This is a genomic window from Sulfuriroseicoccus oceanibius (genome assembly GCF_010681825.2).
Taxonomy (GTDB): Bacteria; Verrucomicrobiota; Verrucomicrobiia; order Verrucomicrobiales; family SLCJ01; genus Sulfuriroseicoccus; species Sulfuriroseicoccus oceanibius.
Genome location: NZ_CP066776.1, coordinates 554,627 through 572,581 on the forward strand (window position 1 = coordinate 554,627; position 17,955 = coordinate 572,581).

At 60.1% G+C, this 17,955-nt stretch carries 15 protein-coding genes; 6 read left to right on the top strand and 9 right to left on the bottom strand.

Features of this window, described 5'->3' with window-relative positions; all coding sequences use genetic code 11:
* Positions 1-426 precede the first annotated feature (426 nt).
* Positions 427-822 (bottom strand): ACT domain-containing protein, encoded by a 396-nt coding sequence (locus G3M56_RS02190; protein WP_164365690.1) that lies wholly within the window; start codon positions 820-822, stop codon positions 427-429.
* Between the two features lie 174 nt (positions 823-996).
* On the opposite strand from G3M56_RS02190, the gene G3M56_RS02195 reads away from it, so the two are divergent.
* Together G3M56_RS02195 and G3M56_RS02200 are read left to right on the top strand one after the other, a co-directional pair.
* Positions 997-2,103 carry a carbohydrate-binding family 9-like protein gene (locus tag G3M56_RS02195; protein ID WP_235203540.1) on the top strand — a complete coding sequence of 369 codons (1,107 nt, stop codon included), beginning with the start codon at positions 997-999 and terminating at the stop codon, positions 2,101-2,103.
* Complete coding sequence (locus G3M56_RS02200; protein ID WP_164365691.1) at positions 2,103-4,133, top strand: sodium:solute symporter family protein; 2,031 nt, start codon at positions 2,103-2,105, stop codon at positions 4,131-4,133. The genes G3M56_RS02195 and G3M56_RS02200 overlap by 1 nt, the downstream gene beginning before the upstream one ends.
* 865 nt (positions 4,134-4,998) lie before the next feature.
* On the opposite strand, the gene G3M56_RS02205 is transcribed toward G3M56_RS02200, so the two are convergent.
* Positions 4,999-5,334 (bottom strand): putative signal transducing protein, encoded by a 336-nt coding sequence (locus tag G3M56_RS02205; RefSeq protein WP_164365692.1) that lies wholly within the window; start codon positions 5,332-5,334, stop codon positions 4,999-5,001.
* 101 nt (positions 5,335-5,435) lie between these two features.
* Here G3M56_RS02205 and G3M56_RS02210 point away from each other — a divergent pair, with 101 nt between their 5' ends.
* Positions 5,436-6,911 (top strand): aldehyde dehydrogenase (NADP(+)), encoded by a 1,476-nt coding sequence (locus tag G3M56_RS02210; RefSeq protein ID WP_164365693.1) that lies wholly within the window; start codon positions 5,436-5,438, stop codon positions 6,909-6,911.
* A gap of 423 nt (positions 6,912-7,334) precedes the next feature.
* Here G3M56_RS02210 and G3M56_RS02215 read toward each other — a convergent pair whose 3' ends face one another.
* Together G3M56_RS02215 and G3M56_RS02220 are read right to left on the bottom strand one after the other, a co-directional pair.
* Positions 7,335-7,856 (bottom strand): DUF456 domain-containing protein, encoded by a 522-nt coding sequence (locus G3M56_RS02215; protein ID WP_164365694.1) that lies wholly within the window; start codon positions 7,854-7,856, stop codon positions 7,335-7,337.
* Between the two features lie 46 nt (positions 7,857-7,902).
* Positions 7,903-9,192 carry a valine--pyruvate transaminase gene (locus G3M56_RS02220; RefSeq protein ID WP_235203542.1) on the bottom strand — a complete coding sequence of 430 codons (1,290 nt, stop codon included), beginning with the start codon at positions 9,190-9,192 and terminating at the stop codon, positions 7,903-7,905.
* A 295-nt stretch (positions 9,193-9,487) separates the two neighbouring features.
* Here G3M56_RS02220 and G3M56_RS02225 point away from each other — a divergent pair, with 295 nt between their 5' ends.
* Positions 9,488-9,985 (top strand): redoxin domain-containing protein, encoded by a 498-nt coding sequence (locus G3M56_RS02225; RefSeq protein ID WP_164365695.1) that lies wholly within the window; start codon positions 9,488-9,490, stop codon positions 9,983-9,985.
* A 194-nt stretch (positions 9,986-10,179) separates the two neighbouring features.
* Here the strand turns inward: G3M56_RS02225 and G3M56_RS02230 are convergent, their stop codons facing one another.
* The 5 genes from G3M56_RS02230 to G3M56_RS02250 all read right to left on the bottom strand — a co-directional run bounded on the left by G3M56_RS02230 (position 10,180) and on the right by G3M56_RS02250 (position 15,277).
* A complete protein-coding gene (locus tag G3M56_RS02230; protein ID WP_164365696.1) occupies positions 10,180-11,313 on the bottom strand; it encodes a HupE/UreJ family protein in 1,134 nt (377 codons plus the stop codon).
* Positions 11,314-11,565: 252 nt separating this feature from the next.
* The gene (locus G3M56_RS02235) at positions 11,566-12,516 is read right to left on the bottom strand and encodes an IS110 family RNA-guided transposase (protein ID WP_164365767.1); all 951 of its coding nucleotides are present in this window, start codon (positions 12,514-12,516) and stop codon (positions 11,566-11,568) included.
* Positions 12,517-12,800: 284 nt separating this feature from the next.
* Entirely contained in the window at positions 12,801-13,631 is an 831-nt protein-coding gene (gene truA / locus G3M56_RS02240) for a tRNA pseudouridine(38-40) synthase TruA (protein WP_164365543.1), read from the bottom strand.
* On the bottom strand, positions 13,628-14,164 hold the full coding sequence (ruvX, locus tag G3M56_RS02245) for a Holliday junction resolvase RuvX (RefSeq protein ID WP_164365542.1): 537 nt from the start codon (positions 14,162-14,164) through the stop codon (positions 13,628-13,630). The genes truA and ruvX overlap by 4 nt, the downstream gene beginning before the upstream one ends.
* Positions 14,165-14,194: 30 nt before the next feature.
* Positions 14,195-15,277, bottom strand: a complete 1,083-nt coding sequence (locus G3M56_RS02250; RefSeq protein ID WP_164365541.1) for a mannose-1-phosphate guanylyltransferase — start codon at positions 15,275-15,277, stop codon at positions 14,195-14,197.
* Positions 15,278-15,419: 142 nt separating this feature from the next.
* On the opposite strand from G3M56_RS02250, the gene G3M56_RS02255 reads away from it, so the two are divergent.
* Positions 15,420-15,728: a hypothetical protein gene (locus tag G3M56_RS02255; protein WP_164365540.1), complete on the top strand. Its 309-nt coding sequence runs from the start codon at positions 15,420-15,422 to the stop codon at positions 15,726-15,728.
* Between the two features lie 515 nt (positions 15,729-16,243).
* Positions 16,244-17,503, top strand: a complete 1,260-nt coding sequence (locus G3M56_RS02260) for an MFS transporter (RefSeq protein WP_164365539.1) — start codon at positions 16,244-16,246, stop codon at positions 17,501-17,503.
* Positions 17,504-17,955 lie beyond the last annotated feature (452 nt).

A 17,955-nucleotide genomic window follows, 5' to 3' on the forward strand; every position in this document is an offset into this window, starting at 1 on the left:
TGATGCTGTGTTGCTCACCGCTCAGGTAGCCCGCTAGCATCGCAGTTCGCGCCTTGCCTCACTCGAAAAAGCTCTCCGCCATTCCGCCAATTTGACCATTCAATTGGTATTAGGGGATCGGTAATGATGCGGCGGTGGTTTGGGCCGCCCCTTTTGGGGCTCATTACCATTGGGCGTCGTAACCCACGCCTTCGGCATGGGCTACGTTGGGGGGCACCTCCGGTGCACGGATGTCGCGAACATCATTTGCTCCTTTTCCTGCGGGCTAGGAGCGATGGCAATCGAGCATTTGGGATTTTGCCTGAAAGGCATGGGCAACCCAGCTCATAGTGAGAGGAGCCTCCGGCGACTTCACCTTGGGGGCGGGGCGCCGGATTCACGAAGCACCCAGAATGGGTGCTGGATGGGGTGACGCAGCTGGGGGCGTCAGAGCGAGAGGATCACGTCCTTGAGAGCCTTGCGTGCGGCGGGTTGGTTGTCGGCAACGATGGACGCGAGGCATTGGGAGCCGACGTGGTCGATGATGCGGAGGCTGCGCAGGTTGATGTTGGACTCCTTGAGGCGTGCGGCGATCTGAGCGAGGGCGCCCGGTTTGTCCTCAAGTTTGATGATCAGGGCGTCCTCCGAGTGGGCGTCGAAGCCGGCGGCCTTGAGTGCGGCGAGCCCTTCGTTGTGCTGGTCGACACAGAGGGTGATGACCCCGCTTTCGACTACACCCTCGGCGTCAATTTCTTCAATGTTGATATCGGCGGCGGCGAGCGTGGCGGTGACATCGGCGACGGCGCCGGGCTGGTTGTTGACGAAAACGGTGATCTCTTGCATGGCCTGAATGGGATTGGCGGCTGATGGGTAGCCGAAGATCCAGCGTCGCACCAATGTGAGGTGGTGGGAAGTTAATTCAGGCGGGGCAGTGGAACTGAAAGATCGGCATGGAGGACGGGGTGGGGTGGATAAAGGATTGATTGCCGAGCCAATTCTAGCGCAGGCTCTGCACCGATGAATATTTTGCGACCCACAGGGATGGCGTTGATGGCGATGGGCTTGGCGCGTGCGGATGTGCCGATGCCTGATTATCGGTTGGACGTGCCAGTGCCGGCTGGTGAGTTGGCGCCGCAGGTTTACCGGGCGCAGAAGTCGGCGCAGCCGGTGGTTGTGGATGGCAAGGCGGACGATGGCGTGTGGCAAACCGCGGAGTGGACGGCGGACTACATCGACATCGAAGGTGAGAGCAAACCCAAGCCCTGGCACCGCACGCGCTGCAAAATGGCGTGGGACGATCGTTACTTTTACGTCTTTGCAGAGATGGATGAGCCGCACTTGTGGGCGACGTTGACCAAGCGCGACTCGATCATTTTCTACGATAACGACTTTGAGGTCTTCATCGACCCCGACCGCGACAACCACCAGTACGCAGAGCTCGAGGTGAATGCGTTGAATACAGTGTGGGATTTGGCTCTGGTGAAACCGTATCGAGACGGTGGTCCCGCAGTGCACGGCTGGGACATTGCCGGGTTGAAAACCGCAGTGGCCCTCGATGGTACGTTGAATGATCCATCGGACGAAGATAGGGGCTGGTCGGTGGAGATCGCTATTCCGCATCATGCGCTCAAGGAGCTGGCCAAGGGGAACTTCCCACCGCTGCCGGGCGATCGCTGGAAAGTAAACTTCTCGCGGGTGCAATGGAGCCTCGAGCCGGATGCCACTAATCCGCACGGCTACCGCAAACAAACCGATGCCAAGACCGGCAAGCCCAAGTCGGAGCACAACTGGGTGTGGTCGCCGCAGGGGATTGTGAACATGCACTACCCGGAACGCTGGGGAGTGGTGGAGTTCGCCGATGGTTCTGCTGATGAATTGGTTCAGATCACCGAGGATGAGCGGGTGGTCGATGTGTTGATGGCCCATTATTACCAGGCGCGCGCGGCGCAGGTGCCGGGAGTGAAGCCGAAGCCACTCGATCTGGAGCTGCCTCAAGGCTGGACGTTGCGGCCAATGAAGCGCTTTGGTTTTGGCTTTGTCATTGCCGCGGAGAAGGACGGCCAGATCATCGCTGTCGATCACCAAGGGCGCATCTCGCGTGGACCTCAAAGCCCTAAGAAATAATGCATTGGATCGACTGGGCATTTTTGGCGGGGATTGTGGTTTTGGTTTTAGGTGTCGGGGTCGGCGCCAAGCACTTCATGAACTCGGTGGCGGACTTCCTCGTCGCCGGGCGGACGGCGGGGCGCTACATGATGGCGGTGTCCGGGGCGATGGCTGCGATCGGAGCGATCAGCATTGTCTCGCAGTTTGAGATGAACCTGGAGGCCGGCTTTGCGCTGGCGTGGTGGGATGTGCTCAGCGGGGTGGTGATTTTGCTCATCGCTGCGAGTGGCTGGGTGCGTTACCGCTTCCGGCAGACGCGCTGTCTGACCTTGGCGGAGTTTTTGGAACGTCGGTACTCGCGTGGGTTCCGCATCTTTACTGGTGCGGTTGGGTTTGGCGCGGGCTTGTTGAACTTCGGGATCTTCCCGGCGGTTGGGACGCGGTTCTTCATCCACTTTCTGGGGATCCCTCCGAGCTATCAGTGGTTGGGAATTGAATGGCCGACCTATGCCGTGCTGATGGCGGGGTTGATTGGCGCGGCCTTGTTTCTTGTGTTGCAGGGCGGGCAGGTCAGTGTGCTGATCACGGACTTCCTGCAGGGGGTGTTTGCCAATGTGGTGTTCGTGGCGACGGCGGGCTTTTTGTTGGTAACGATCCCATGGACTGAGGTGGCGGATGTACTGACCCAAGTGCCGGCCGGGCATTCGAAGACCAACCCGTTCGACACCGGCGAAGTGAAGACCTTCAACTTCTGGTTCATGCTGATCGGGCTCTTCGGGCTGGTTTACAATGCAATGAGCTGGCAGGGCGAGCAGGCGTACAACGCGTCGGCGGAATCAGCGCACGAGACCAAGATGGCGCAGATCCTTGGACTGTGGCGGGAGTTGCCCAAGATGTTGCTCGTGTTTCTCGTTCCGATTCTGGTCTTTGTGGTGCTCAACCACAGCGCGCACAGCGACGTGCAGGCGGACGTTCAAGCCGGGTTGGCTGGGATTGAAAACCCGGCGGTCCGCAACCAAATGACCGTGCCGATGACCTTGTCGCGCTTGTTGCCGGCTGGCCTGCTCGGCGCGTTTGCGGCGATGATGCTGGCCGCGTTCATCAGCACGCATAATACCTATCTGCATTCGTGGGCGAGTATTCTGGTGCAGGATGTGGTGATTCCATTGCGCGGGAGGCCGCTGTCGCCCAAGGCGCACATTTGGCTTTTGCGCGGGGCGATTGTGGGGGTGGCGTTGTTCATCTACGCCTTCAGTTTGTTGTTCGTGCAGGTGCAGGAGATCATGCTCTACATGGCGCTGACCGGGGCGATTTTCGCCGGTTGGAGCGGTGCGGTGCTGATCGGTGGTCTGTATTGGAAACGAGGCACGACGCTGGCGGCGTGGACCTCCGGGATTGTTGGCGTGGTTTGGACGCTGGCGATGTTTGTTTTGACCCAGTTGCGGGATGCGATGTCGGGCAAGACCGAAGGCGTTTCGAGCTGGGGGATCTGGCTGGCCGAGAACCTACCGCACGGGGAATGGATTGCCGCCCATTTGCCGAACGGTCAGTGGGTGTGGGGCCTGAGTATGGCAATTTGCTCGGTCACCTATGTCGTTGTCTCGCTGGTGGTGCCGAATGAGTTCGATCTGCCGTACTTGTTGGGGCGGGCCGAGCGTGCGGGTGAGGTGCTGGACGAATCGACGCTTGAGCGGCGGGCCGAGCGCTCGCGGATCTGGCGCTGGTTGGGAATCTCCGAGAAGTTCTCGCGCGGTGACATCGCGATCGCGTTGATCACCTATGTTTGGAACGCATTGTGGGTTTTGGTTTTCGTGGGCGTCACCGGGTTTGTCGTGATCCACCGTCTGGTTACGGGGGCGTGGTTCGACTTCGGCTCGTTCTGGATCGAGTATTGGCACGTCGTGTTCTGGATCCGAATTGTGGTGGCGGCCATGCTCACGGTGTGGCTGGCTATTGGTGGCTTCGGCGACCTGGGCCGGATGATGGGGCGCCTGCGCAACCGCACGCAGGATGACGAAGACGATGGCTTCGTGCGGGACGGTGATTAGATAGAACCGCACTGACTAAAAGCGTCTTGGCGTGTCGGGATCGGCCATCGGGTGGGTGGTGCGCTTCGGCGGTGTCGTAGGCTTGGCCTAGACTGCGTCGGCGCGGAATATCCCAGGGTGTGGTCGCCTGAGGCTCCCGTCACCCTGGGCTGGTTTGCGTCTCGCTTTCAGCGAGGAATTGATGCGGCTTAAAACCAAATGAACGGTCACCTTGGCGTGTCCGATGGGATTGACTGAGAAGGATCAGAGATGAAGAAAGTGATCTTGGCGGGATCTCTTTGAGTGATGCAGGGGTGCCCACCGCTCAGGTAGCCCGCTAGCATTGCGGTTTGCGCCTTGCCTCACCCGAGAAAGCTCTCCGCCATTCCGCCGATTGGAACGTTCAGTTGGTATTGGTAGTCGAAGTCGTCGTGAAGCGACAGATTACCGGTTAGCCGGAGGTTTCAACCTCCGGATATCAGTGCTCGGATGCAGCGTCCCGTAGGGACGGTTTACAGGAGTCAGGGGGAGCAGCGAGGTAAACCGCACCTCCGGCGCGAATTGATTAGAGCGACCAGACCAGCGGATGAATCCGCTGGCTAACCGGTAAGTCATCGCTTCGCGATGGAGAGTGAGCTGGTTTGTCAGCGTCCGGCAATGGGTACTAAACGAACGGTCACCCAAGCGTAAACTATGAGGATCGAGCAACAGGGGGATCAATTCCGGCAGGTCATCCCTGGGTGATCATTTCGTGTGGTGCATCGTTGCCCACCGATTAGGTAGCGCGCTAGCATCGCGGGCGAAAAAGCTCTCCGCCAATTTGACCGTTCAATTGGTATGCATCGCGCTTTCAGCGCGGAATGAACGCCGCTGGGGCCAGATCCATCTAATTCCCGCCCACCACGTCGTCGATCAGCTTGCCGCAGCTCCAGCAGGACTGGAAGTTGGCGGGGTTGGGTTCGTGGCAATGGGGGCAATGGATTTCGTGGTCCGAGTTCACGGGTTCGGCTGCGAGGTGTTGTTGGATGATTTCCACGGCGCGTGGATAATCATCGTCGTTGATCACGCAGAGTGCGGGGAAGAACTCGGGGATCGGGATTTCCGACAGTCCGGACATGGTCAAATATTTGTTCCGGATCATGGTCGGGATGCCTTCCCCTTTGAGGATGGTCTCAAAATAACTGACACGTGTCAGGTCGGCTTCGCGGAACAACTCCTTCATCACTGGTGGGCGTTACGTCAGAGCGTAGGCAATGGCTTCACTTGATTCCAAGGAAATTTCCGCTGTGCTCCGGGCATTGGCTATGGTTCCATCGCCTCGAGATGATCACTGGATATTCATGGATTGGTGGGCGCCGTGGCGCGGGTGGTGGGGAATCCTGGCAGGCGCGGAACCCAGCCACAGGAGATTGTTTGGAGCCGATCTTTCACAGCGAACAATCCGTGGATGCGGCCGTGGCCTGCGCCGACGCGGCTTTCTCTGAGTATTCGGCGGTGTCGGATGCGTCGCGTGCTGTGTTCTTGCGTACGATTGCCACGCATTTGCGGGCGGCGGAGGTGGCTCTGGTCGAGCGGGTTGGGTTGGAGACGGCTTTGCCACCCGATCGAGTGCGGGGTGAGATGGCGCGTACCTGCCATCAGCTCGAGCTTTTTGCGTCGGCGATTGAGGATGGCAGCTGGCGCCAGCGGTCCGAGGATGCGGCCGAGCCCGGGCGTCAGCCGCAGCCCAAGCCGAGGTTGGTTTCCGAGCGGCGTCCGCTTGGCCCGGTGGCGGTCTTTTGTGCGTCCAACTTTCCGCTGGCGTATTCGGTGATCGGTGGGGACACGGCGTCGGCTTTGGCGGTTGGGTGTCCGGTGGTGGTGATGGCGCATTGGGCGCATCCCGGCACGGCGGGGATCGTGGCGCAGGCGGTGCGTGCTGCGGTGGACGAATGCGGAATGCCCGAAGGTGTGTTTTCGATGCTGTATGGACGCGGCAATGAGTTGGGTGGGCAATTGGTCGCGCATCCGGCAATCCGCGCGGTCGGGTTCACCGGATCGCGTCGAGGCGGACGGGCGTTGATGGATATCGCCGCCGCACGTGCGGAGCCGATTCCGGTGTATGCCGAGATGAGCGCGATCAACCCGATCTTTTTCCAACGGGGAGCGACGGGGGATGACGCAATGCTCGATGGATTGGTGGCGTCGCTGACTGGCGGAATCGGGCAGTTTTGCACCAACCCGGGGCTGCTGGTATGTCTCGCCGGGCGGGATGAGGAGGCGTTGACCGACGGGCTGAGGGCGCGGCTGAAAGATGCCGAACCCGGGGTGATGTTGCACCGGGGGATCTGGGAAAATTATGCGGAGGGCGTGGCGCGGATGGAGAAGCTGGCGCGTGACGTGGTTCGGCATCCGTTGTCGGACGGGCGCGGGTGTCAGCAGGTGTTTGCTTGTGATGCTGAGACGTTTCTAGCAGACAAGGCTCTGCACGAGGAGGTGTTCGGGCCGTCGACTTTGATCGTGGTGTGCCGGGACGAGGACGCGATGCTGGCGGTGGCGCGGGGATTGGAGGGACAACTCACCGCGAGCATTCATGGCGAGGCGACGGATTTTTCTCGTCGGTTGGTGGCGGTGCTCGAGACCAAGGCGGGGCGCTTGGTGTGGAATGGGTTTCCGACCGGTGTCGAAGTGTGCGCGAGTATGGTGCACGGCGGGCCCTATCCGGCGACCTCCGATGGACGCTCGACCGCCGTCGGTCCGTACGCGATGGACCGATTTACCCGCCGCGTTTGTTGGCAGGGAGAGGGGTGGTGGATTTGATATCGGAAATCCGCGGAGGCGGCGTTGTGTGTGGGGAGGGTAAACCGTCCCTACGGGACGAGAGCCATCTTGGGGGCGGATCCTGCGGTTGAAACCGCAGGCTAGCCGGTAAGTCGTCGCGTTGCGACGGGTTAGTGCAGGGCGTCAGATTCACCGTCTGCATCAGCATCGGAATCGGAATCGGTAGGCAGTGGCACTAAGTTAAGCTTCGGCGTCAATTCCGCGCTGAAAGTGCCTCTCATACCTGCCTGGGATCAGTGAGCCTTCGGCGAGCGCCACCCCAGGTAAATCCGTCTACCAATGGTCGGCCGCGCGTACGATGCCGCCAAGGCGCCGCTCCCTCCCGATGGCCGCCCCTAAAACGACAGGACACCTTGAGTTAGTCTCATCCTCATCAGACCTCTTGCCCCGTGCCATCAGCCCTCACAGCCAGAGGCAGTCGACGAGGAAGACGACGACCATAAGCAGGGCGCAGATGGCCTTGGCGACCATGCCGCCGATGGTGCCCCAGAAGGCACCGTGGGATGAGCGGGCGGAGTCTTTTAGTGACTGTTTCGCAATCAGGAGCTCGGCGACGAAGGCACCGATGAATGGTCCGAGCAAAAGCCCCGGAATGTTGAAGAACATGCCGACCACGCCACCGATGAGCGCGCCGATGATGCCCCATTTCGTGCTCCCGAACTGCTTAGCCCCTGCGGCCGACGCCATGCTTTCCAAGATGTAGGAAAGCGCCAGCAGGATGCCAAGAATGACGAATCCGGTGACGCCCGGACGTTGGTCTGCGTCTGCGATGAAGTAATGAATCACCGCGGTGACCATCAGGATCAGCGTGCCCGGAAGGATCGGAAGCACCGAGCCCACCAGACCGATCACCAACAACAGTCCGGTCAATGTCCAGACGCCAATGTCGCCGGCGATGTCGAGTACTTCAGGTGGGATCGTCATAGTGGACGACAAAGCGCCGCACGGAGCGGCGCTTTGTTTGGGTCAATTACTTGGTGACTGGCGCGTAGGCGGCGGCGACTTCCTCCGCGATGATGCGAAGACCTTCGCGCACGGTGGCTTCCGGCATGGCGAACGAGACGCGGATGCACTCGTGGCGGTGGCGCCATGGATCGTCGGCTTCCACCGGCAGGCCGAAGAAGAACGGCTCGCCCGGAACAACCAGCACGTCGCGCTTTTTCAACCGCTGGTACAACTCCTGCGAGCTGATTGGCAGGCCCTCGAACCAGAACCAGAGGAACAACGCCCCCTCGCTGACGTGGATGTGGTACGGCAGGTCATCGGCGAAGAACTCATCGGCGCAGGCCAGGGCGAAGTCCGACTGCTTCTTGTAGTGCGGTCGGATCACATCGTTGCTGAGCTTGAGCACGTCGCCGGTTTCGATCAACGGGCGCATGATGGCTTGGCCGACGTTGCCGTTGCTGAGTCCGATGATGGCGGTTTCCGAGCGGACCGAGGAAGCGATCTTCTGGTTGGCGATGACGAAGGCCGTACGGGTGCCCGGAAGGCCGATTTTGGAAAGGCTGAGGGTGAGGATGATGTGGTCGTCCCACACTGGGTTCGCCTCGTTGAACATGATGTTCGGGAATGGTGTGCCGTAGGCGCCGTCGATGATCAGCGGAATGCCTGCCTCTTTACACAGGGCTGACAGGTGCGCGATCTCCTCGTCGGTGACGACGTTTCCGGTTGGGTTGGTCGGGCGTGAGAGGCAGACCGCGGCGTGGCGTTGTGGGTCGAGGTTGAGGTTGTCGAAATCGATGCCGTACTTGAAGCGGTGAGGAGCCGGGTGGGTGATTTTCGGGTGCCGTGCTTCGAAGATATCGCCATTGGCGCCCTGGTTGGCGTAGCCGATGTACTCGGGCACGACTGGGAGCAGTATGCGCTTGCGGGTTCCGTCCGGCATGTCGCCGGCGAGCATGTTGAAGAGGAAGAAGAACGCGGTCTGGCCACCGGCGGTGACGGCGATGTTGTCGGCGCTGATATCCCAGCCGTATTCGCGTCCGAGCATGGCGGCGAGGGCTTCGAGGAACTTATCGTTGCCGCCCGGTGGGTCGTAGTTGCCGACCATGCGGTCGAACTGGTCGCCATTTTCGAGAATTTCCTGCATGCGCTGGCGCCATAGTGCATCGACCGCTGGGATGTGGGCGGGGTTGCCGCCACCGAGCATCTTCACGTTCTCACCGCCTTCGGCCATTGCCTTGCCTAGGTCGTCCATGAGGATCTCGATCCCACTGGTCGATGACAAACGGCTGCCCAATGCTGACTTCTCGATATTCATAGGCGGCCAACATCAGACCAATTTCGGACAATGAAAAGCGAAGAATTGGCATTGGTCGGAGATGAAGAGGTCGCTGTGATTTCCCGGGGATGGAGCGTGAGACGAGGGATCCCGGATGGTTAGCGCCCCGTCATCCGCAGCTGCGTTGGAAGTTTTTGGAACAAGGTGTCGCCGCAGGGACTCGGGACAGATGCGGAAGTTGTGGGTTTTGCTCGATTTTGAATCCGAAATCCGCACAAAGTAGCCGCAATGGGCAAATGACTGCCCGGAACCAACCTGAAAACTTACCAGAACTATGAGTGTGATTACCGCAGGAGCGATCGCCCCGGACTTTGAATTGGTGACCATGGGGGCGAACGGCCCTGAGTTGGTCTCGCTTTCCGCCACCCTGGCCAATGGGCCGGTGGTTTTGTTGTTTGTGCCGGCGGCGTTCACCGGCGTTTGCACGACCGAGCTTTGCGAGATTTCGGCGGACTACGCGGCTTATGAGTCGCTCGGGGCCACTGTGTTCGGCATCAGCGGCGACAGCCCATTCGCGCAAGCGGCGTGGGCGGAGAAAGAAGGCATCAAGCTGCCATTGCTCAGCGACTACGATCACGCGGTCGCACGTGCTTACGGCATCGCCTACGACAGCTTCCTGCCTGAGAAGAACCTGCCGCTCTCCGGTGTGGCGAAGCGCTCCGCGTTCGTCATCGGCGAAGACGGTGTGGTCGCTCACGCCGAGGTGCTCGAGTCGCCAGGCGACGTGCCTAACTTCGACGACGTGAAGAGCGCGCTCGAAGGGTTGGCCTAGTATTCAGCCAATGATTTGTGCGAATGCCCGGTTCTGCAGGTGATGCGGAGCCGGGCGTTTTTTGTGGGCGGGGTGGAAGTTGCTTGGTGCCACAGATGGGGGTCTTGCGGCTACGCCGGTGGGTGACGGATTGCCAAGGCGAGGCTTGGCGTTCCAGAGGGAGGCCGGGTCATTCGTTCCTGCGGGACGGGGGCTTAGAGGATTCGCTCGAAGAACCACCAGAGGGCGACGAGGGCGAGGAGGCCGTTGGCGACGGTGCGGGTGTGGGTGAAGGCATTGGTGTCGTGCCAGCGGATGGTGAGGACCCATGCGGCGGCGAGGATGGCGATTTGGGCGGTTTCGACACCGAGGTTGATCGAGATGAGGGCGGTGAGGAAGCCATCGCCGGGCTGCAGGTAGGCGGAGAGGGCAGATGCAAAGCCGAGTCCGTGGATGAGCCCGAAGCCGAAGATGATCAACATCCTCCGGGTGGTGGCTTCTTTGAGGAAGAAGTTTTCGATCGCGACTGCGGCGATGCTCAGGGCGATCAGCGGTTCCACCCAGTTGCCGGAAACCTTCACGACTCCGGCGGCGGCGAGGCCGAGGGTGATGGTGTGCGAGATGGTGAAGGCAATGGACTGGAGCGCAAGTGGCTTCCAACGTCGCTGCAGCAGGAAGATGCCGAGGATGAAGAGAATGTGGTCGAGCCCCGCGGGGACGACGTGGATCACGCCTTGGACGAAGGCATGCCAGGCGAGCGAGCGGCCGACGGGATCCGCATTGGCACCGGCGACTGTGATTTGGCCTCCGGGTTTGAGTACGGCGTAGCGCGAGGTGGCATCAGAGTCAGCGGCCTCGGCCAGGTGGGCGTCGTGGGCGGGGAGACGGATGACGAAGTCGGGATGCGGACCGGCTTGGCAGTGGATCGTGACTTCTTCCCGGATGCCCTTGAGCTGAGGGGTGAGCAGGACGTGGAAATACGCGCCGTCGTTGAGATGGACGGGAAATGCGGGCGGATCGTGGTCGAAGTCGGGGAAGCTGACCTCGACCGGAATGAGCTTGCCGCCGGCCTCCAGTGTCAGCAGCTCGGTGAGGTAGCGTTTGGCTTCGGCCTTGAGGGAGGCGTGTTCGTCCGGACTGAGGGCGACCAACCAATCGCGGGTGGGCTGGGGGATGTCGGGATCGTTGCGGGTTTCTGGGATTGCGTAGCCGGCATCGAAGAACGATTGCAGCGCCCAACCTTTGTCGGTCTCGACCTTTTCCACGTACAACTGCTGAACGACGTGGGCGCTGGAGGTGATGAGCGTAATGACGAAGCTAACGAGCGCGATGAGAAATGAGCGATACATCTGGTTGAGGAAAGGGGGGCACCTGGGCATGAGGCCTGAAACAACAGACAACAAAGCGCAGAGTCTTTGGATCTGAGTTTGGATTCTACAGTGAAAATTCAATCTGACAGGAGGCGGATGTCATGTCGATTTTCGCGCTGCGCGACAAGTGCCCTTTCCTGCACCCCGACAGGGTGCGTGCAGGGCCTGACCGTACGTTCACAGGGCTGAAGCCCTGTGCTTCGATCCAGCCTCCTTTCAGCAACTCTGTTTCTAATTTTGTTTTATCGGCTCGAAATTGGGGTCGGAAAGAAGGCGGTTTACGAGTCTGACAAGCTTTCGGATCACGGCGGTGATGGCGACATGATGAGGTTTTCCTTTGGCGATCAGACGGCCATAAAATTCCTTCAAAATCGGGTTGTGGTTCGTGGCGCATAGAGCAGGCATGTAGAGGCTGCGCCGGAGTAAATGCCTTCCTCCGCGGACGTGCCTCTTGCCGCTATGAGTGCCGGTGTCTTTGTTGAATGGCGCAACTCCAACTAAAGCCGAAGCCTGGTTGTCGGTGATTGCGCCCAGTTCTGGCATTTCAGACAAGAAGACCGTGGATGCAGCCAGACCAAGTCCTTTGATCGACTCGATTTTGCGCTTCTTCTCACGCAGCACGGCGTCTTTCGCAATGAGTGTGTCGAGTTGCTTTTGGCAACGAGCAATCGCTCGCTCAAGGCTTTGGATTTGGGTCTTGAGCTCCTTCTTCACAAAGCTGTCGGTGACCTTTTGAAGGGCCGTTTTCTGAGCTGCAGCTTGGCGGGTGAAACGATCCTTAATCCTGGCGATCGCTGACATCTTCTCCTGCAGAGCTGTAGGTTTTACGCGGGATGCCGGGGTGATCGACTCTCCGAAGCGAGACAAGACCGTGGCATCCATCGCGTCAGTTTTCGCTGAGATTCCCATGGCCTCGGCAAATGCTCGTGCTCGCTTTGGATTAACCAGGCTGATGGGAATGTTTAGCTCCAATGCTTGAGCGAGGAGGCACTTTTCATAGCCACCGGTAGGCTCACAGATGATGTGGATTTCGTCCTGTTGTTTGGATAGCTTGAGGAGCTCCGATTTTACCTTTGATGGAGTGTTGGGAACGGTCCAGGAGCGCTTTGTTTTGGGGTGATAAAAGTCGAGTTTATCTTTGCTGACATCGACGCCGATATAGTGTTTGTTCTGAGTGTTCATCTGTATTTCAACCTTGGATCTACGAGCTCTCGGGCTCTTGCAACTCTACGAACTGCAGATGGATTTGAGGGAAACAGGCCTCCTTGCTGAAAGACGAGTTCAAGGACTCGAGGAGGAACGGAGTGACTGTTTCAGCGATCGAGGTGGGGGTGGCCACCCCCACCTTGATCAACCTCCGGTTTCGTATGAAACCGATGGAGCTAGGAATAGCTCAAATTGACCAACCAAGGAGGGCATCGAGTTCTGGAGGATGCGCTATCTGCGACGATGCACGGGCGATTTGGTTAGGAATAATCGACCGAAACCAGGGTCAGGCCATCGGCTGGTGCGCAGAGTGGGGATTTTTCAACTCCGCCGGCGGCGTGTTGGGCGGCGAGGCGCTCGCGGTCGAGCATGGCTGTGAGCTCGGTGGTGGTGAGCTTGTGTTGGCCGCAGCGGACGATGGCGCCGGTCATCAGCCGCACCATTTTGTAGAGGAAGCCATTGCCGCGGAAGTCGAGCGTGATGCGTGTGCCGGGCAGATGGTCGAGCGCGGACTCGAGCGGTGTGATGGAGGTGACGTGGCGCACGTTGTCGCCGCTGCCGGGGACGCGGTCGGTGCCGTCGTTGCGGTTGGCGCAGAATGCGGAGAAATCGTGTTCGCCGGTGAGGATGCGGCAAGCCTCGTGCATCGCGGCCAGGTCGAGTGGCCCGCGCTGGTGCCAGGCCCGCAGGTGGTCAAAGGGGGGGAGCACATCGGCGACGACGATCTCGTAGCGGTAGTGCTTTCCAGTGGCGGAAAAGCGGGCGTGGAAATCCGTGTCGACCACCGCGGCATCGACGATGCGGATTTGCCGCGGCAGTTTTGTGTTCAGCGCCCGCAGCCAGGCACCGCCGTCCATGCGGTGCGTGGGCGGGAGGTCGAAATGAGCTACCTGGCCGAGAGCGTGGACTCCGGCATCGGTGCGTCCCGAGCCGTGGAGCGCGCTGGGTTTGCCGAGGATGGCGGCAATGGCGCGCTGGACGTGGTCCTGCACCGCGTCACCGGCAGGCTGGGATTGCCATCCGGAGAACCCGCTGCCCTCGTAGGCGATGGTCAGGCGGATTCTGCGCGGTGTCTGGTCGTGATCGATCAAAAGAAATTATCGTCGTCGTCGTCGTCTCCACCGAAGCCGAGCCAGTCGTCGTCGTCGTCGTCGAGCATGCCGGCGCGGAAGTCATCGTCGTTGTCGCTGCTGTCCTCGCGGTTGTCGAGCCAATCCTGAAGGATGACGGTCGCGGCGACTTGGTCGATGACCTGCTTGCTGTCCTTGGCTTTGCGGCCCGAGGCCTTGAGCTGGCTTTGGGCTTCGACAGTCGAGAGACGTTCGTCGATCTCCTCGATCTCCACACCATCTGGTAGCACGGCTTGCAACTTCTCGATGAAATTACGCACTTTGGCGGTCGCGTCGCCTTCGCTGCCATCCATGCGGAAGGGCATCCCGATCACCACCATGTCGACTTTGCGCTCGGCGACAAGGTCGGCGATGCGGTCTTCCGGGCGGTTTTTCGGATCGTCGTTGGCAATGGTTTCCACAGGGTGGGCCATCATGCCGAGGTCATCCGAGACCGCTACGCCGATGCGGGCGTCGCCATAGTCGATTCCGAGAGCTTTGATCGTGTCCTTCATACAGGTGGTGTGGTGGGATCAGTCGTGTCCTTAATGTAGAGCGCTTGGCAGCAATTCAATGAGCTTTTTGATGTCATCGGCGGAGTGCCGGTTGGCCACCAAAGTTGCCGTGCGGGTGCGCACTATGATGAGATCTTGGACGCCGACAAGTGAGATGTTGGTCGGGTCGGCATTTTCTGAAAATACGATATTATTGCGGCTATCGACGCTGGTAATTTCGATATTGCTGCGGTTGCCGTTGGCATCGGCTTCGAGGTAGGCCGCGACCGAGATCCAGCTGCCGACATCGTCCCAGTCGAAGGTGGCTTCGACGTTCATGACGCGGCTTGCTTTTTCCATCAATGCGAAGTCGATCGAGATCTTCGGCAGCGTGCGGAAACTCGATTCCAGGGTGTCGAGTGGGTTGGTGGCCTGGGCGGTTTCGTCGATGAATGCGGCGAGTTCCGGGCAATGCTCGGAGAGTTCGTTGCGGGCGGTTGCGACCGACCAGATGAACATGCCGGCATTCCAGACAAAGCCGCCGTCGGCGAGGAACTGCTCGGCAACTTCGGTGGTTGGTTTTTCGCGGAATCGGACGACGTCGCGCACGATGGCATCGCCTTCGGTGTTGGCGACGGTTTCTCCCACTTCGATGTAGCCGTAGCCCGGGCAGGCCCAGGTTGGCTTGATGCCGATGGTGAGGATCGCCGGTTCAGCGGCGGCGGTTGCCACGGCGGTGCCCAGAACCGATTGGAATGCGGCACGGTCGGCGATGCGTTGGTCCGATGGCAACACGGCCATCACTGCGTTCGGATCTTTGGCGGCAACCCAGCCGGTGGCAAATGCGATGGCCGGTGCGGTGTCGCGGCGCTCGGGTTCGGCGACGACGTTTTCGGCAGGCACTCCGCAGGCCGAGGCGATCTCGATGGCGGCCGGCTGTTGCACTGCGTTGGTCACGATGAGCACGCGCTCAGGTGGCACGATGCCGTCGAGTCGGCGGATGGTGTCTTCGAGTAGTGTGGTGTCGCCGAAGAGGTTGAGGAGCTGCTTCGGACGGTTGTTACGGCTCAATGGCCAAAAGCGCTGGCCGCTTCCACCCGCGAGGATCACTGCGTAGACGTTGGGAGTATTCATGGCGCGTAACTTGCGGAGGGATTTCGGCGTGGCAAGGGAAGCTACGGTGAAAATGAGCGACGTTTGAGTCGCGCGGGCCGGCGCAAGAATTCCGTGTTTTCCATTTCACCTGCGCATTGCAGCTGCGTATAGTGATCCAGCTATGGAAGAACCTATCAATACCTCAACCAATCCGGTTGCCACCAACGTGGCGGTTTCTGTCGGCCCAGCTGCGGTTGGTGCCGCTGTGGGATTGTTAGTCGCTGAGGCGCTGGACAAAAAGGCACGTCGCAACACGGCCGCCGGATTGTTGGCAGTTGGCGCACTGTCCGCCCTGCCAATGGTGGTGAGCATGGTAGCGAACAAGATCAACCATCCTGCAAACCGCCGTGGTAACGAGCGCACGCTCGCCGCTATACGCGAAGGCGCCGGTGTGTTTGACGAGGAAGGTTTCGAGTCGTTCGATTCCTAATCTGCTCGTCCGCTAGAAGTTATTTTCACCCCGCACGATGCGCTCCGGCGTGTCGTGCGGGGTCTTTTTTTGAGTTGGGCACGGGGGGCAAGGATGCTGCCAAGAACTTTCGTTTTAGCCGTACTCTGGTTTTGTCTCACGCAGAGGGGGACGGAGCTCTTCGGGCAACGACAGGAGTGTCGTTGGTCCATCGGGGAATGGTGGTCTCGCGTGTTGCGATGGAGCAACCACACTCCTGTGGTTGGGAGCGGTTCTCGTCATTCCTAGCGATTCACCACAACCTATCATCAATCCCTCCCCATCCTGTCATCTGTGGAAAAGAACATCGCGACCATCGGTGACCGACGTGCCCCATCCCCGCCGCCGGAGCTGCACCCGCTTTGCGTCTTCGCGTCTCTGCGTGAGCTTTCCCATCGGCGCCGCGCCGGCATTGTGCGGAGATCTGTTGGCGATGTTGAGGAATGATTTCCCCTCGTCCACATGACGCGGAGGGGTGGCACGGCTATGGTGGGGCTATGACATCGGCTCCATCTCAGATGCGTACGCAGCGCACGTTCACGCTCGATTTGTTGCGGGCGGTGCCTGCCGGTGTGTTGCTGACGGTGGTGACCACCTTTGCAATCCTGATTGCCAACCAGGCGTTTGCCGCGCCGGATTGGGCAAAGGGCGTGCTGCTGGCGGCCTCGCCGTTGGGGATGTTGCTGGGGGTGAGTGCGGTCACGTTTGTGAGGCGCTCCGGGCTGACGGTGAACCAAGGAGGGGCGGTGATCAACGCGGTGGAATGTGGCGGCTTTTTGTTGGCGGCAGCGAGCGGATGGGGCGATGGACCACCGGTTCTTTGGATGTTCGTGCTCGGTTTGAGTGTGGCGATGTTTTGTATGTCGGTGAGTTTGCCGTTGGTGGCGCAGATCTATCGGAGCCAGTATCCGGATGAGAAACGCGGGCGGTTGTTTTCGCTCGCTGCGATGGTGCGGGCCGGAGCGTCGATTGCCGGGGCCACGGTGGTGGGGAAGTTCTTGGCCGGGGATATGAACGCGTATCCGGTGGCATTGGTGTGTTTTGCCGTGGCGTCGCTGATGGTAGCTGCCTGTGTGCTGGGGATGGGGAAAGTGGAAATCCAGCAGGCCAAGCGCGCCAAGTTGTTGGATGCCTTCCGTCACGTGAAGGACGACAAGCCGTTTCTCAAATTGCTGACGTCGTGGATGATCCTCGGGTTCGGCAACCTGATGGCGATGGCGATGTTTGTCGAAGCCGTGGCCAACCCGAAGTACGGCTACGCTTACGATGCGGACAAGGTGACGTCGTTGACGACGGTGATTCCGCAGGTCGCGTTCATTCTCTTTGTTTACAGTTGGGGGCGCTTGTTTGACCGCTGGAATTTCTACGTCCTGCGGGCGGGGATCAACGTGGTGTTTATCGCGGGGGTGATCGTTTATTACTGCGTCGGTGGCTGGTGGGGGCTGTGCATCGGCATTGCGTTGCACGGGATTGCGCGATCGGGGGGGAATGTGGCGTGGTCGTTGTGGACGACGAAGTTTGCCGAGCCGGACCGGGTGGTGGACTACATGGCGGTGCATACCTTTGCGACAGGGATCCGCGGGACGCTGGCTCCCTTTGTCGCGCTGGCGGTGGCGGGTCAGTTTTCGCTGGCTACGGTGGGTGCAATTAGTGCCGGGATGATGACCATCGCGACCTTGATGATCGTGCCGGACATCAAGCTGGCGCACGCGCGGAGGAAGTCGCAAATGGTGGTGCCACCGAAGGTGGGGAGCTGACAGGGAAATATGCGATCGGTCGGGTAGCGGCTTTTTGGGGAGTGCAGTGAGAATCACTGCTTTTGATTGCAGGCGGAGCCGGTGGGTTTTCAACCACGAAGCGCACGAAGGGCGCTCGACGGCAGGAATGTCGTCCCCCCAGCGCTGCGCGTGCGTGGCTTGCACGCTGAGATCGTGACGGAGCTCTTCGAGCAACGACAGGAGTGTCGTTGGTCCATCGGGGAATGGTGGTTTTGCGGGGGGCAATGGAGCAACCACACTCCTGTGGTTGGGAGTGGTTCTCGCCATTCTGAGTGATTTGCATCACCCCACTCCAAAATCCGACCCATCCTGTCATCTGCGGAAGAAAACCGCGACCATAGGTGACCGACTTGCCCCATCCCCGCCGCCGGAGCTTTCCCCGCTTTGCGTCTCTGCGTGAGCTTTCCTCGAATTGCGGAGCAGTGCGATCA